Annotated in this window: 10 protein-coding genes; 9 read left to right on the top strand and 1 reads right to left on the bottom strand. The window is 62.0% G+C overall.

Going from position 1 to position 15,155, the window contains the following annotated elements; genetic code table 11:
• The first annotated feature begins 40 nt into the window (after window positions 1–40).
• A complete protein-coding gene (locus IB265_RS29150) occupies window positions 41–1,549 on the top strand; it encodes an amidohydrolase family protein (protein ID WP_192495545.1) in 1,509 nt (502 codons plus the stop codon).
• A gap of 275 nt (window positions 1,550–1,824) precedes the next feature.
• On the opposite strand, the gene IB265_RS29145 is transcribed toward IB265_RS29150, so the two are convergent.
• Window positions 1,825–2,031, bottom strand: coding sequence for a hypothetical protein (locus tag IB265_RS29145; protein WP_192495544.1), 207 nt, complete (start codon window positions 2,029–2,031; stop codon window positions 1,825–1,827).
• Between the two features lie 288 nt (window positions 2,032–2,319).
• Here IB265_RS29145 and IB265_RS29140 point away from each other — a divergent pair, with 288 nt between their 5' ends.
• The 8 genes from IB265_RS29140 to IB265_RS29105 form a co-directional block, all read left to right on the top strand.
• Window positions 2,320–6,681 (top strand): putative Ig domain-containing protein, encoded by a 4,362-nt coding sequence (locus IB265_RS29140; RefSeq protein ID WP_210334625.1) that lies wholly within the window; start codon window positions 2,320–2,322, stop codon window positions 6,679–6,681.
• A 192-nt stretch (window positions 6,682–6,873) separates the two neighbouring features.
• Entirely contained in the window at window positions 6,874–7,923 is a 1,050-nt protein-coding gene (locus IB265_RS29135) for a LacI family DNA-binding transcriptional regulator (protein WP_192495615.1), read from the top strand.
• A gap of 41 nt (window positions 7,924–7,964) precedes the next feature.
• Entirely contained in the window at window positions 7,965–9,269 is a 1,305-nt protein-coding gene (locus tag IB265_RS29130; protein WP_246806083.1) for a sugar ABC transporter substrate-binding protein, read from the top strand.
• Window positions 9,270–9,341: 72 nt separating this feature from the next.
• On the top strand, window positions 9,342–10,274 hold the full coding sequence (locus tag IB265_RS29125) for a carbohydrate ABC transporter permease (protein ID WP_112994729.1): 933 nt from the start codon (window positions 9,342–9,344) through the stop codon (window positions 10,272–10,274).
• Window positions 10,267–11,160 carry a carbohydrate ABC transporter permease gene (locus IB265_RS29120; RefSeq protein ID WP_057251133.1) on the top strand — a complete coding sequence of 298 codons (894 nt, stop codon included), beginning with the start codon at window positions 10,267–10,269 and terminating at the stop codon, window positions 11,158–11,160. Before IB265_RS29125 ends, IB265_RS29120 begins: the two co-directional genes overlap by 8 nt.
• Window positions 11,161–11,162: 2 nt before the next feature.
• Complete coding sequence (locus tag IB265_RS29115) at window positions 11,163–12,869, top strand: GH32 C-terminal domain-containing protein (protein ID WP_192495542.1); 1,707 nt, start codon at window positions 11,163–11,165, stop codon at window positions 12,867–12,869.
• 13 nt (window positions 12,870–12,882) lie between these two features.
• Window positions 12,883–13,929, top strand: a complete 1,047-nt coding sequence (locus IB265_RS29110) for an ABC transporter ATP-binding protein (protein WP_057251135.1) — start codon at window positions 12,883–12,885, stop codon at window positions 13,927–13,929.
• A gap of 756 nt (window positions 13,930–14,685) precedes the next feature.
• Window positions 14,686–15,155: helix-turn-helix domain-containing protein (locus IB265_RS29105; RefSeq protein ID WP_192495541.1), on the top strand; the 470-nt coding region annotated here is incomplete at its 3' end.

The raw sequence follows: 15,155 nt of genomic DNA, 5'->3' as shown, positions 1-15,155 counted from the left end.
GCCATCCTCAGGTCATTCAGTGGTTTCCGGGGCATTTGTCATGAGCGAAATTCTCATCCGCAATGGGACGATAGTTGCGATGGACCGCGCTCACGGCGCAACACCATTTGCCGCTGACATCCTGATCGAAGGCACCGAGATCAGATCGATCGGGTCGGGCCTTGCCGCCAGGCCCGACGCCCAAATTATCGAGGCACGCGGCAAGCTGGTCCTGCCGGGACTGGTCAATGCCCATACGCATTCCAGTGAGACATTCCTGCGGGGGCGCTATGAGCGCATGCCGCTCGAACTCTGGCTGCTCTATGCCTATTCGCTGTTGATGAACGACCCGATCGGCGAGCGCCTGCTGTACCTGCGCAGCCTGCTGCTGGCGATGGAATCGCTGCGCAACGGCGTCACGACGCTCTGCGACGATTTTTTCGACCCGCCCCGGCACGATCTCGACCGGCTTGCCACCGTCTTTCGCGCCTACGACGATGCCGGAATCCGCGCCAATGTTTCCAGCGCGGCGATGAATGTGCATACGCTTGATGCGCTGCCTTTCGTGCGCGACATAATGCCCTCGGCGATGCAGGATCTTCTCGATTTTGGTCCGCCGATGTCGGCAGGAGCGTATGCGGACTATTGCCGCGCTGCCTTTTCCAGCCTGCACGGGATGTCGGGCCGCCTGCAGTTCATGATCGCACCTTCCGCGCCGCAGCGCTGCACGCCCGATCTCATGGCGGCCTGTATGGAGCTGGCAGTTGAAAGGCATGTGCCGTTCCACACGCATGTCCTCGAGACCAAGACGCAGGCGGTGACGGGGCTCGTTCATCACGGCAGGTCCTTGATCGCCTATATGCACGATCTCGGCCTTCTGAAACGCAACACGACCATCGCGCATTCGGTGTGGGTCAGCGACAAGGACATCGAGCTGATGGGGGAGGCGGGCGTCTCCGTTGCCCACAACGCCGTCTCCAACCTGAAGCTTGGGGCCGGGATCGCGCCGATCCGCCGCCTGCTCGATGCCGGTGTGACGATCGGCCTTGGCACGGATGGCGTTTCGTCGAACGACACGTCTCGCATCTTCGACGTCATGCGCGTCGCCGGTCTCGTTCATAGTGCCGCCGGTCCTGACTACGAGAAATGGCTCAGGGCGGACGAGATCCTCACCATGGCGACCATCGGCGGCGCCAAGACGGCGATGCTGGAACAGGTGACCGGTTCCCTGGAAGTCGGCAAGTCGGCCGATCTTCTTGTCCTGGATATGCGAAATTATCCCTTCGTGCCGCTCAACGATGTCGCCAAACACCTTGTCTATTCGGAAAACGGATCGTCGGTGGAAGCAGTGATGGTTGCCGGACGAATCGTCATGCAGGGCGGGCGCCTGACCACGGTGGACGAACAGGCCGTGTTCGACGAGATTTCCGAACTCGTGCCGGCATATCTTGCCGAACACGCCGAGCTTGAGCGCCGCAACGCGATTTTCGAACCCGTGCTGGCAGAGGTCCATCGAATGGCGACCGCGATGGACATTTCTCTCAACCGATACCAAGGCGATGCCGTATGACGCGACCTCGATGGCAGACGATTTTTCCCAGTGACGTAGCCAGCTTTGTTGCAACGCTCCGTAGCAAAAAAATTGGGCAACCGCATCATACGTGTGGCGCGAACCATGACAACAATCTATGGATGATACTGCACGCGTAACTTGCGATTTTCTGGCTCACAAGCTGGGCGAAAGTTCTTCACTGTAGGAAAGCTCTGCTGCACCTGGGCATGGATTGCGGGTGCTTGCGCGATTTGGACGGCCTTCGGGGGAAGGTGGACGGGGAACCGATGACATCAACGATAGTTGTTCTTGTTCTTGTGCTTGCTCTTGCAGGCATGGCGTTCACATGGCTGAAAATGCTCAAGCGTTTTCAGTCGGCTCTCGCCGCCGCCGCTTGGATGCTTCTGGCCATCACCAATGCCGCGCATAGGCGGGGGAACGCCTGGTTCGCCTTCGCTGTTGCCTTCTTGATCAGCCTTATTTCTTTCCAGAGTGCGCACGCGCAATCGGCTGGTTGTAGTGCGATCAACGCAACGTGGGGGAGCGGCGTTTCCTTCTCGAATGGGGACTCTTTGTGGCAGGAGGGACTTAGTGTCCTCGCTGGCGAGAAAGTAACCTACACGGTTACCTCATCCGGTACCGCAACTCCGGGGGAGGCTGGCTTTGCGATGTACAAGAACGATGGTCTTGGTTTTCCTGACGGTACTTCATTTCAAGAACACGCTTCACCCGGCGCGGAATTGAATCTAACCGGTACATTGACAATACCCGCCGACGATAGCCGCTTCGTGGTATACGCTTGGAGCGATCGAGCGGGCGGAACCGTGCAGGCGACGGTCACATGCGCTGGAAAGAGCGACCAGACCATCACCTTCAACAATCCGGGCCCGCAGAGTTTCGGCACGACGCCGACGCTGACGGCGAGCGCCAGTTCCGGGCTCAGCCCGGTCTTCACCTCCGCAACCACCGGCGTTTGCACCATTGACGGCGCAGGAATGCTGACTTTCGTGACGACCGGGACCTGCACGATCAATGCCAACCAGGCCGGAGATACGTCCTATAACGCTGCCCCGCAGGTACAGCAGAGTTTTGCCGTCAACCCCGCCGTTCCGATTGCCGGTGCGCTTTCGGCGACAGTCAGCGCCAACTCGTCGGCAAACCCCATCACCTTGAACCTTTCCGGTGGAACAGCGACGTCGGTGGCAGTCAGTGCGCCGGCTGCGCATGGCACGGCGACGGCTGTGGGAGCCACCATCACCTATACGCCGACGCCAGGCTATGCCGGGCCCGACAGCTTCACCTATACGGCGACAAATGCGGGCGGCACATCGGCTCCAGCGACAGTTACCATCACCGTATCGGCCCCGACCATCGTTTTGCCGAACGTCTCGCTGGCGGCGGGGACCGTTGGGACGGCCTATAGCCAGACGCTGACGGCTTCCGGCGGCACGAGCCCCTATACCTTCTCTGTATCCGGCACATTACCGGCGGGTCTCACTCTCTCGTCCGGCGGTGTACTTTCCGGAACGCCGACCGTGGCGGGGAGCTACAGCTTCCAGATTGTCGCTACCGACAGCTCGACTGGCCCTAGCGCGCCGTTCTCGGGCTCGCGGGGGTACACACTGAACGTCGACGAGATCGTCCCGGCTGCCGGCGCGGTATCGGCGACGGTCAATGCGAACTCGTCGGCGAACCCGATCACGCTGAACCTTTCCGCCGGCACGGCGACGTCGGTGGCGATCGGCACGGCGGCTTCGCACGGCACGGCGTCGGCCTCCGGAACGACCGTTACCTATACGCCAATACCAGGCTACTCCGGCTCTGACAGCTTCACCTACACCGCCACGAATTCAGCCGGCACCTCTTCGCCCGCGACGGTCACCATCACGGTGAACCGACCCACACTGGCCCTGTCGCCAGCGGCGGGGGCGCTGCCCGGCGGCACGACCGACGTTGCCTATAGCCAGTCAATGACCGCATCGCTCGGCACCGCGCCCTATACCTATGGGCTCACCATCACCTCCGGCACGCTCCCAACGGGACTGTCTTTCAATACCGCAACGGGCACTCTTTCCGGCACCCCGACGACGACAGGCACCGTCAACTTCACCGTGTCTGCCGTAGACGCCTACGGTGCGAGCGGCTCGGCCGCCTATTCGCTGACCACCATACTGGCGCTGCAAGCGCCCGTCGCCGGCAATGCGTCCGCGACGGTCGATGCCAACTCGGCGAACAACACAATCACGCTCGCCCTCACAGGCGGCGCCGCAGATAGCGTGGCGGTTGCGTCATTGCCGACCCACGGCACCGCGTCGGCTTCTGGCACGACAATCAACTACACGCCGACATCAGGCTATTCCGGCTCCGACAGCTTCACCTACACGGCCAGCAATACCGCGGGCACGTCCGCGGCCGCGACGGTCACAATCACGGTGAGTGCGCTGCCACAATTGTCGATCAATGACATAAGCCAGTCCGAGGGCAATTCCGGCACTACGAGCTTCACCTTCACAATATCGCTGGACAAACCGGCCGGTGTCGGCGGGGTGACCTTCGACATTGCGACGGCAAACGGCACCGCCAACGCCCCTGGCGACTACACAACCAATTCCACAAGCGGTCAGGTCAGCCAGGGCGCGACCGACGCCACATTCACAGTGCTTGCGCTGGGTGATACGGACTTTGAGTCGAACGAGACATTCTTCGTCAATGTCACAAACGTCGCCGGCGCGACGGTCGTCGACAGCCAGGGTATAGGCACTATCCTCAATGACGACTCAGCGCCTGCTCCGTCGATCGCCAACATCACCCCGAACGCCGGGGGCACGACCGGTGGTACGGTGGTCACCATTACCGGTACGGGTTTCACCGATACGACTGCGGTTACCTTCAGCGGCGTTGCCGGGAGCAACCTCACCGTCGTCGACGACGGTGAGGTCACGGTGACGACGCCCGCTCATGCCGCTGGAGCCGTAGTGGTTGCCCTTACTACTCCGAACGGAACCGATACGTTCAATGGTGGCTTTACCTACCAGACATCGGTTCCGACGATCACGGCATCGGCCTCCGACAGCAATCCGGTGCTCGGCACATCGGTGACCCTCACGGCGACCTTGGCCGGCGGCGCGTCACCGACGGGAACCGTCACCTTCAAGAATGGATCCACGACGCTTGGAACCGGCTCCGTCTCCGGCACCACGGCCGCCTTCAGCACCGCGGCGCTGGCCGTCGGCGCGCAGTCCATCACCGCCGAATATTCCGGTGATGGCAACAATGCCGCTGCGGTCTCGGCCGCCGTCACCGTTACGGTCGGGCAGGTTGCCCCAACGGTCACGGTCTCGGCCTCGAACAGCAATCCGGTGCTCGGCGCATCGGTAACCTTCACGGCGAGCTTGGTCGGCGGGGCGTCACCGACAGGAAGCGTCACCTTCAAGAACGGATCCACGACGCTAGGAACCGGCTCCGTGTCCGACACCACGGCCACGTTCAGCACCGCGGCGCTGAGCGTCGGCGCGCATTTCATCACCGCCGAATACTCCGGTGACAGCAATAATGCCGCTGCGACCTCGGGCGCTGTCACGGTCACAGTGGCTGCCTCGGCCATGACGTTCAGCCCCGCCGGCGGGGCGCTGACCGAGGCCATGGTTGGTGAGGCTTACAGCCAGCAGATCTTCGCAACGGGGGGAGCGGGAGCGCTGAGCTACAGCCTCAAATCCGGCACGTTGCCGGCCGGAATGATCCTCAACATCTCCACTGGCGAGTTGACGGGTCCCCTCGATACGGCGGCCGAGGCGAAGGACTATAGCTTCACCATCGAAGCGCGTGACGGTCACGGCACCACCGGAACGGCAAGCTACACTCTGACGGTCAAGACACGGGCCGTCACCGTCACTGACAAGACAGTCGACGTTCCGGCGGGCAGCATGCCGGTCAATGTCAACCTCGAGGCCGGCGCCACTGGCGGTCCGTTCACTGATGCGAGCCCCACATTCGTGGAACCGGCTAATGCGGGCAAGGCGAGCATCGTGCGGGGTGAATTTGCCGCAGCGGGTCCGACGCCTCTCGGCTGGTATCTGAAGTTTATCCCGAACCCGGCCTACTCGGGTACTGTGCGGGTCGGCTTCAGGCTGATGAACGCGCAAGGCGCCTCCAACACAGGTACGGTGACCTACAAGATCGGCTACAATTCTGCCGAGGTCGCCGATAATATTGATGACCTCGTGCACGGTTTCGTCCAGACCCGGCAGGGCCTGATCGCCTCTTCGATCAGGGTTCCGGGCCTTCTGGAACGCCGGCAGCTGGGCAACGCCACGGATCCAGTCACTGCCCGTATGACGCCTTCGGAAGATGGCATAACGGCCAGCTTCGCGACCAGTCTTGCGCAAATGGAATCGGCTGGCGGCTATGTCCCGCCGTTCAACGTCTGGATCGACGGCACGCTGATGGCGCACAAGCGAGACGAGAACGACGACAAGTGGGGCAGCTTCGCCATGCTCAATCTCGGCGCCGATTATCTGATTTCTGAAAAGGCGCTGGTCGGCCTGTCGCTCCATTTCGACCGGATGACCGATCCGACGAATGAGGACGCCGAATTGACGGGCAACGGCTGGCTCGCCGGCCCCTATGCCTCGCTCGAGATCGGCAAGGGCGTGTTCTGGGATACAAGCCTGCTCTATGGCGGCTCGGCGAACGACATTGACACAGCCTTCTGGGACGGTTCGTTCGACACGAAACGATGGTTGATCGACACGGCGATCATGGGCGAATGGCAAATCGACGAGGCCACGGTGCTGACGCCGGAGCTCCGGGCTGTCTACTTCAACGAGACGGTCAAGGACTATAGCGTGCGCAACGGTGCGGGCGACGAAATCACCATCGAGGGCTTCGACGCCGAACAGTTCCGAATAAGTCTCGGTGCGGAGATCGCGCGTTCCTTCACCCTGGAGAACGGCTCCACTGTGACGCCGAAGCTCGGTGCAACAGCCGGTTATGCCGGTCTCGACGGTTCCGGCGCCTACGGCACACTGACCGCCGGCCTGACGCTGGAGACCGTCGATTTCTGGATGCTCGACGCCAGCCTCCTTCTCGACATCGAAGGTGACGGCCAGAAATCTGTTGGCGGACGGGTGAGGGCTGCAAAGCAATTCTGAGCAGGCACCTGACCCCGACTGAAACAGAAAGCCGCAGTGGGACGCACAGCGGCTTTCGTCCCTCTTGAGCCAAGTTCCAACCTCTATTTCGCGTCATCGGAGGGTTGTTCGCCGTCTTGGCGGCGCGAAGCTCTACGCAGCGATCATCTTCCAAGGCTTATGGTGGCGTTTCGATCGGGTGACCGCTTGACAATGGGGCCGGGTTTGAATTATTGGGTAATCGATAACCCAACAAGGGCACAAACCGTGACAATCTCCCTTTCTGACATCGCGGAGCGTGCGGGCGTCTCAGTGAAGACGGTCTCCGGCGCATTGCACGGCGGGTCCGCTCGAATGTCGGACGAGACCCGTCAGAAGGTCAAGGCAATTGCGGAGGAGCTCGGCTATGTAACGAACCTGGCCGCGCGCGGCGTGCGTCAGGGCTGGCTTCCGCTGGTCGGCGTCGTGTCCGATGGGTTGATCACCTCGCCCTTCGCCACCGAAATCGTCCGAGGACTCGATGGGGCTGCGCGCAGCGCCGGCATGGCCGTCTTTGCTGTCAACCACAGCAGCGGACAGTCGATCGGCTCGGTGCTCGACGAGGTGCAGCAATTCCGGCCGCGTGCCGTCGCCTACGCCGCAATGTACCATAAGGACGTCGATCTGCCGCCAACGCTGGCCGGTTCCGTCGGGGTCATGATCAACTGCCGCGAGGCCTCCGGCCGTGTCACGTCGCTGGTCCCGGACGAAGAGGGCGGGGCACGTGAGATCGTGCGTTACCTGCTGGCCGCGGGCCGGCGCCGTATCGCCTTCATCAACTTGCCGGGCATTCTGGCCGGCTCCTTGCGCGAGAAGGGCTTTCGCGCGGAGCTGGAGGAGGCAGGCAACAATCCGCTCGGCGTGTTTCCGGCCGTGCGCCGCAGCGTTTACAGTGATCGCGCGCCAAGCCTTGTCGCATCCCATGTGGAGGCACTTCTTTCCGGTCAGCGGCCGGACGCCATCCTGTGCGGCAACGACCGGGTGGCGATGGAGGTCTATGCCGCGCTTGCGCGTGCCGGCCTTCGCATCCCGGACGACATTGCGGTGGCAAGTTTCGACAATCAGGTCGAGCTTGCCTCGCGGCTGGATCCGCCCTTGACGACGATGGCCCTGCCGCACCGCGCGATGGGCCGCCTTGCCATGGAGATCCTGCTCGCCGGGCAACCTGAGCCGCCGCATCTGCGGCAGTTGCCCTTCCATCTGGTCGAACGGGCATCGGTCTAAGAAATCAACGTGTTATCGCATTCAATAGGAGGAGAACATCAATGACTACGCAGTTGGGTAATCGTTTACTTAGTGCACTTCTTGCGTCTTCCGCCATTCTTTGGAGCGCCGGGTTAGTCGAAGCAAAGTCCGTCATTCATGTCATGCACCAGGGCGATCCGGGCTGGGTGAAGGCCTATGGCGATGTCGCCAAGCGCTTCGAGGACGCCAATCCGGACATCGACGTCGAAATGATCTACGCGCCGCACGATGCCTATAACGAGAAGTTCAGCGCTGCCGTCATGGCGAAGCAATTGCCGGACGTGATGGAACTCGACGCACCGTTCCTCGCCAACTACGTCTGGTCCGGGTATCTGCAGCCGATCAAGCCGCTCGTCGATAAGGATGTCCTCGACGACATGACCGGCTCGAACATCGCCCAGGGCACCTATCCGATCGATAAGGACCTCTATGCGATCGGCCTCACCGACTCCTCGGTCGTCCTCTACGGCAACAAGAAATATCTTGAAGCCATCGGCGCACGCATTCCGAAATCCGTCGACGACGCTTGGACGCGCGAGGAATTCGAAGGCTATCTCGAAAAGCTCTCCAAGCTCGAAGGCGTGAAGTGGCCGATCGACACGTTCCGCGGCTACGGCATCAAGACCGAGTGGATCACCTATGCCTATGGCCCGCTGCTCGAAAGTGCTGGCTGTGATCTGATCGACCGCAAGGCGTGGAAGGCGAGCGGTACGCTCGACAGCGAAGCCTGCGTCAAGGCGCTGACCATGATGCAGACGTGGGTAAAGAACGGCTGGGTCGTTCCGACGTCGTCGGGTACCAACCAGTTTTATGCCGAAGGCCAGCCGGCAGCACTCGCCATGGGCGGGCACTGGTTCTATGCGGAAGCCGCCGCCGCGATGAAGGACAATATCGTCGTCATGCCGCTGCCAAAGATCGGTAAGAAGGGCGTCAGCCCGAACGGCACCTGGATCTGGGGCATCTCGGCGACCTCCGAAAATCCTGAGGCCGCGGGCAAGTTCCTGAGCTTCCTTCTGAAGGACAAGGACTATCGCGACTACGCCAAGACCCAGTCGGCCTATCCGGGCCTGAAGAGCTTTGCAGCGGAATCCCCGCTCTACGCTGAAGGCGGACCGCTTGCTGTCGCCTTCGAACAGGCCTCGAAGTCCGCGGTCGCCCGTCCGCCGCACCCGGCCTATCCGACGATTACCTCGGCCTTCATGCAGGCGGTCGACAAGATCTTCAACGGCGGCGACGCACAGGAAGCCCTGACGGCCGCCGCCAGGAAGATCGACCAGGACATCGAGGACAACGCCGGCTATCCGCCGTTCGACGAACAGCAATAAGGCGTTATCGCAGGGCCGTCACTCTGACCGGCCCTGCGCCATCTCGGGAGGATGAGCGATGAGGAGGAGACCATGACTTTGCAACAGACGTCTGCGCCGGCCATTCCGCGCGCCGGCAGGCGACGTGACCGGCAGCGATTTTGGCAGGAAGTCGCGATGATCGCGCCCGCCGTGCTGCTGCTCGCCATCTTCCTGATCACGCCGTTCCTTCTGTCCTTCTGGACGGCGATGACCAACCAGCCGCTCGTACCGCGCCCGACGCCGGTGCGCTTCGTCGGCCTCCTGAACTTTCAGCGCGTCTTTACCGATCCGCTGTTCTGGACGTCGCTGTGGAACGTCACGCGCTTCACGGTCTGGGTGCTCCCGGTCCAGTGCGGTCTGGCCTTCCTGACGGCGCTGCTGCTCCACCAGAAGCTGCCGATACGCAATCTTCTGCGCGGCATGTTCTTCCTGCCGGCGATCACCTCCATGGTTGTCGTCTGCGTGATCTGGGGCACGCTGTTTCAGTATCCGAGCGGTCCGCTCAATCAGATCGTCGGCTTCTTGTCCGCTGGAATGATCCAGCCGATCGATTGGCTCGGCGACCCGAACTGGGCGATGTTCTCGATCGTGCTGCTGTCGGCCTGGCAGGCCTATGGCTTCCAGATGATCATCTACCTTGCCGGCCTGCAGGGCATTCCGGAAGAGCTTTACGACGCCGCCCGCATCGATGGGGCAAGCGCGCTACGCCGCTTCTGGCACGTGACCATGCCGGGCCTGCGTCCCACCCATGTCTTCGTGCTGGTCATCACGACGATCCAGGCTTTCAAGCTCTACACCCAAGTTGCAATCCTCACCCAGGGCGGGCCGAAGGAAAGCACGGAGACCGTGGTGCACTACATGGTGCGCGCCGGTTTCGAGGAACAGAAGCTCGGATATGCCTCTGCCGTCTCCGTCATTCTCTTCGTCATCGTTCTTCTGATCGCGCTTCTCCAGCGCAAACTCCTGAGGCGCTTCGATGTCTGATCTCGTGCTCAACCAGCCCGCCCCGCTGGCCATATCCCGGGGCAACAGCAAGACGGGCCTGCGGGCCGTCCAGACCGTCTGCATCTTCATTGTTGCTCTGGTGATGATTTCGCCACTCTTCATGCTGCTCATTGCCAGCCTCAAGGACGACCGCTTCCGCATCCTTGCGGACATGGGCAGCTTCCGCGCCTTCTGGGTGAGCGACCCGACGCTCTCGAACTACAGGGAGATCGCCAATTTCTCCGGCGAGCTTGCCTATGGCCGCTACCTGTTCAATTCCCTGGTGATCCTCGTCGTCACCGTCGTGTCGGGACTGATCATCAACTCTATGGCAGGCTTTGTGCTCGCCTGGGGGTCGCTCCGCGGCAAGGCGGTCCTGCTTGCGCTCGTCGTTGCGCTCTATGTCATCCCGCAGGAAAGCATCATCATGCCGCTCGTCGTCATGATGTCGCGGGCAGGGCTGACGGACACCTTTGCCGTCCAGATCCTGCCCTGGGTAGCAAGCCCGCTCTATGTCTTCCTCTTCTACCAGTTCTTCGCGCAACTGCCGAAGGAACTCTATGAAGCGGCGGAAATGGACGGGGCCTCGGCCTTTCGCATCTACCGTTCGATCTACATGCCGCTCAGCCTGCCGGCGCTCGCAACGGTGTCGATCCTCATGGGGATCGAGAGCTGGAACCAGTATCTCTGGCCGACACTCGTAACGCAGACCGACCATGCAAGGCCGATCTCGGTCGCAATTGCCACCTTCTTTGGACAGGACAGCATCTACTGGGACCGCGCCATGGCCGCGTCCGTCCTGATGATGATCCCCGTCCTCATTCTCTACCTCGCCTTCCAGCGCTGGTTCGTAAGCTCGTTCGTCGGCTCCGCCGTGAAAGGTTGACTATGACTTCCCAAACAAAACTCGCGAGCCCCGCGCTTGAAATCATCGAGGCCGCGTTTGCCGCCGGCACGGTGCTGCATCTCTGGATCAAGGCGCGCGAAACTGGCGGCAAGGCGAAGCTCTTCGTGAGTGTCGAGCGCAATGACATCGCCGATCCGTCCACGCGCCGGGCCGAGGAGTTCGAATTCTTCGCAGTGACGCTCGAGACCGGTGGCCACACCGTGCTTGCCTATGATGGCGAAACGACCGCGCTCTCAGTGGTCTACGCATTCCATCCGCAGACGGTGCTGGAGGAGGGGATCCGCGTGTTGCATCACGACATGCGCACCGCGCCGCCTCAGGTGCCGGCCGGCTACCACTTCCGGCCGCCCTTCGGCTGGATGAACGACCCGAACGGTTTCGGCCGTTTCGCCGGCCGCGGCCATCTCTTCTACCAGCACTATCCGCACGGTCTGCGCTGGAACACCATGCATTGGGGACACGCCGTCTCGACAGATCTGATCCACTGGACGCACCTGCCGATGTTCCTCTTTCCGGCGGATCATCTGTGCGAAAAGGACGACGGCCGCGGCGGCGCCTTTTCCGGCTCGGCCATCCCCATTTCCGGACCTGAGGGGGAGGAGATCCGCGTCTTCTATACCGAACACGTACGCGATCGGCAGCCGGAAGAGCAGATCCAGCTCTCCGCCCTCAGCCGCGACGGCATCGTCGCCGGTGCATCCGATGTGGTTCTGCCGGTCCGTCCGGAAGGCTTGAACCTCACGACCGATTTCCGGGATCCCTATGTCTTCAAGGGCCCGGACGGCCGCTGGAAAATGCTGCTCGGCAGCCGCGACAGGTCGGGCGGCGTCGTTCTGCTCTATGAGACGACAGACCCGAAAGGCGCTGCCGGCTGGACCTTCCTCGGCATCATTCATCGCGAGGACCGTTTCGGTATGACCGCAGCGGAATGCCCCTGCATGGTGCCGCTCGGTGGGAAGGCGGACGATCCGGATACCCGTTGGGCGCTGATCTTCGGCCTGCTGACCAGCCGCGATCCCGCAACCGGCCGGCGTAACCTGACGTCGGTTACCGTCGGCCGCTTTGACGGCCGCAAATTCCTGGCTGAGTTCGAGCAGGAGCTGGATTTCGGCTCCGACGCCTATGCCTTCCAGGCCTTCGTCGACGGCGACGAGCCGGTCGGCATCGCTTGGCTCGCCAACTGGACGGACTTTTCCAAGAAAGACGACTTCCCGACCGCCATGACGCTGCCGCGTCGCGTGCTTCTCGACGGAGATGCCGTTCTGACGCCGCCGAGCGTCGCAGCGGAAAGCCTCCGCCACATGCTGCTCGACGAAGCGGCACTCGTCGCCGGCGAGACGGTTCCGCTCGAAAGCGGCGCGGTGGAGATCGTGCTCTTGCTGCCCGAGCCCGGTGCCGCATTTGACCTCGCCTTCGATCACCCGGACGTCAAGCTCGGCGTGAAGCTTGATGGCGACGGCCTGGCGATCCTCTTTGATGCCGGCACCGGCAAAGAGCCGCCGCGATACCTCGCATCCGGCGCCAAGCCTTCGGAGCTGCGCATCTTTCTCGACGCAGGTTCCATCGAGGTGTTCGCCGACAACGGCCGCTGGACTGGCACCAAGCGCTTTCCGGGATTTTCCGCCGCTCGTTCGGCGACGCTAACCGGTGCCGCCGCCAGTGCAAAAATCTGGCAACTCAAGCTTTAAGGGAGGAAGTAAAATGGCATCGGTAACGATCGATCGCGTTTTGAAGCAATATGGGGCTGCCTCCGTCATCCACGGCGTTTCCGTGAATATCGAGGATGGCGAGTTTGTCACGCTCGTCGGCCCGTCCGGCTGCGGCAAGTCCACGCTTCTGCGCATGCTGGCGGGGCTGGAGGACATCAGCGGCGGCGAGATCCGCATCGACGGGCGCATCGTCAACGAGGTGGCGCCGAAGGAGCGGGACATCGCCATGGTGTTCCAGAGCTACGCACTCTATCCGCACATGACGGTCGCCGAGAACATGGGCTTTGCCCTGAAACTGCAGGGCCGCGACAGGGCGACGATCGACCGGCTTGTCAGGGAAGCCGCCGGCATTCTGGCGCTGGAACCGCTGCTCGATCGCTTGCCGAAGCAGCTCTCCGGTGGCCAGCGCCAGCGCGTGGCCATGGGGCGCGCAATTGTCCGCCATCCGAAGGTGTTCCTGTTCGACGAGCCGCTGTCCAATCTCGATGCCAAGCTGCGCGTGACGATGCGCAGCGAAATCAAGGAATTGCACCAGCGGCTCGGTACCACCATCGTCTACGTCACGCACGACCAGATCGAGGCGATGACGATGGCCGACAAGATCGTCGTCATGCGCGCTGGCCGCATCGAGCAGATCGGCAAACCGCTCGACCTCTACGACCGCCCAGATAACACCTTCGTCGCAACCTTCATCGGCTCGCCTGCGATGAACCTTTTTGAAGGCGACATCGGCGACGGCGGCTTCCGTATCGAGGGCGGGCTTTCCCTGCCACTACCGGGGTTCCTGGGCGGCAAAGAAGCCCGAACCTACGGCATCCGCCCGGAAGACCTCGAGCTTGCCGAAACGGGCATTCCAGCAACGGTCCTGACGGTTGAGCCGACAGGCGCTGAAACCCATCTTTCGGTGCGCGTCGGCACGCAGACGGCCGCTATCGTTCTGCATCGACGCGCGGACCTTCGCCCTGAACAGCAGGTCCACCTCGCGCCAAAAGGAGAGAAGATTCACCTCTTCTCCGCGGGGGGCGCCAGGATTAACTGAAACGGCATGCATGTAGCGAGAGGCCGTTGACCCATTCGGGCAGAGACACGCCATCCGCCAAGCTCCTTTGGAGCGTATAAGGAGGCCGAGATCGATGCGGCGGCGGACGTTGGTTCGGAATCATTGCTCCGCTCCAATGGCCCGTGTGACGTCACCAAAGGACCGACGACGCCTCGACGAACAACCCGTCGAGCACCTGGTTCAGTGTGCCGGTAATGACCTCTAGCTCGACGTAGGTAGCGAGGACTACCGCTGCCAGCATGGACAAGGCCGATCCGATTTCGATCGCTGGCCTTCGTACGCGAGGAAGGGATACCGTAACGCTCTCAGGAGTGGCGACGAACAGGTGATCGCCGTCATGCCGGTTGTCGTTGGCTGCGCGAAGGAGACGAGGCGGGCGAAAACGCTTGTGACCGCTCTTATCGCATATTCTGAGGTATCTTTCGCAGCATGAAGTGGGCATCGGAAACGTCCATGACCGAACCAGAGTTGGATTACATTGTAGGCGACTCAACCGCATCGACCGTTCCCGGGGTAACTGTTGCGCTGTGGTCTGCGTCGCGCCCGCGTTTCGCGGGAGGCCGGGTCAAGCGCGGCGAGGCAAGGATCAGCCGCAATCCATGTTTTCCGGCATATCCGATAGTTCCATAATATAGATTACGCGATTTTTGTGTGTAGCCGCAAAGTTAAAGTGTCCTGATCCTGCAAAGTTGGAATGTCACTCTCCCCGGGTTTTGCTGACCTGGGAGATTGCGGATGGGATTGATTGCGATGAGCGAACGCGATCTGCAGCGGATTGAGGTTTTGTCGAAAGTGATCGCCGGACGCATGACGTTGGCGTCGGCGGCGCGCGTGCTTGAACTCAGCACCCGTCAGGTCCGTCGTCTGCTGGAGCGGATCAACACCGGCGGCGCGGCTTCAATCCGGCATAAGGCGATCGGCCGACCCTCGAACAACCGGATCAGCGACGGTGTTCGGGATTATGCGGTGACGCTCGTTCGCGAACGCTATGTGGACTTCGGACCGACCTTGGCGGCCGAGAAGCTAGCCGAACGCGATGGACTGACGGTATCGCGCGAGACGCTGCGCCAATGGATGGCGGACGACGGCCTCTGGCTGTCGCGCAAGCAGCGGCGGACGTTTCATCAGCCACGCTTGCGACGCGAGGCCTATGGCGAGCTGGTGCAGATCGACGGGTCGGAGCATCGTTGGTTTGAGGATCGCGG

This window comes from Ensifer sp. ENS10, assembly GCF_014852025.1.
Taxonomy (GTDB): domain Bacteria; phylum Pseudomonadota; class Alphaproteobacteria; order Rhizobiales; family Rhizobiaceae; genus Ensifer.
The sequence above is the reverse complement of the archived record's forward strand: the minus strand, read 5'-3'. Positions and strand labels throughout refer to the sequence as shown.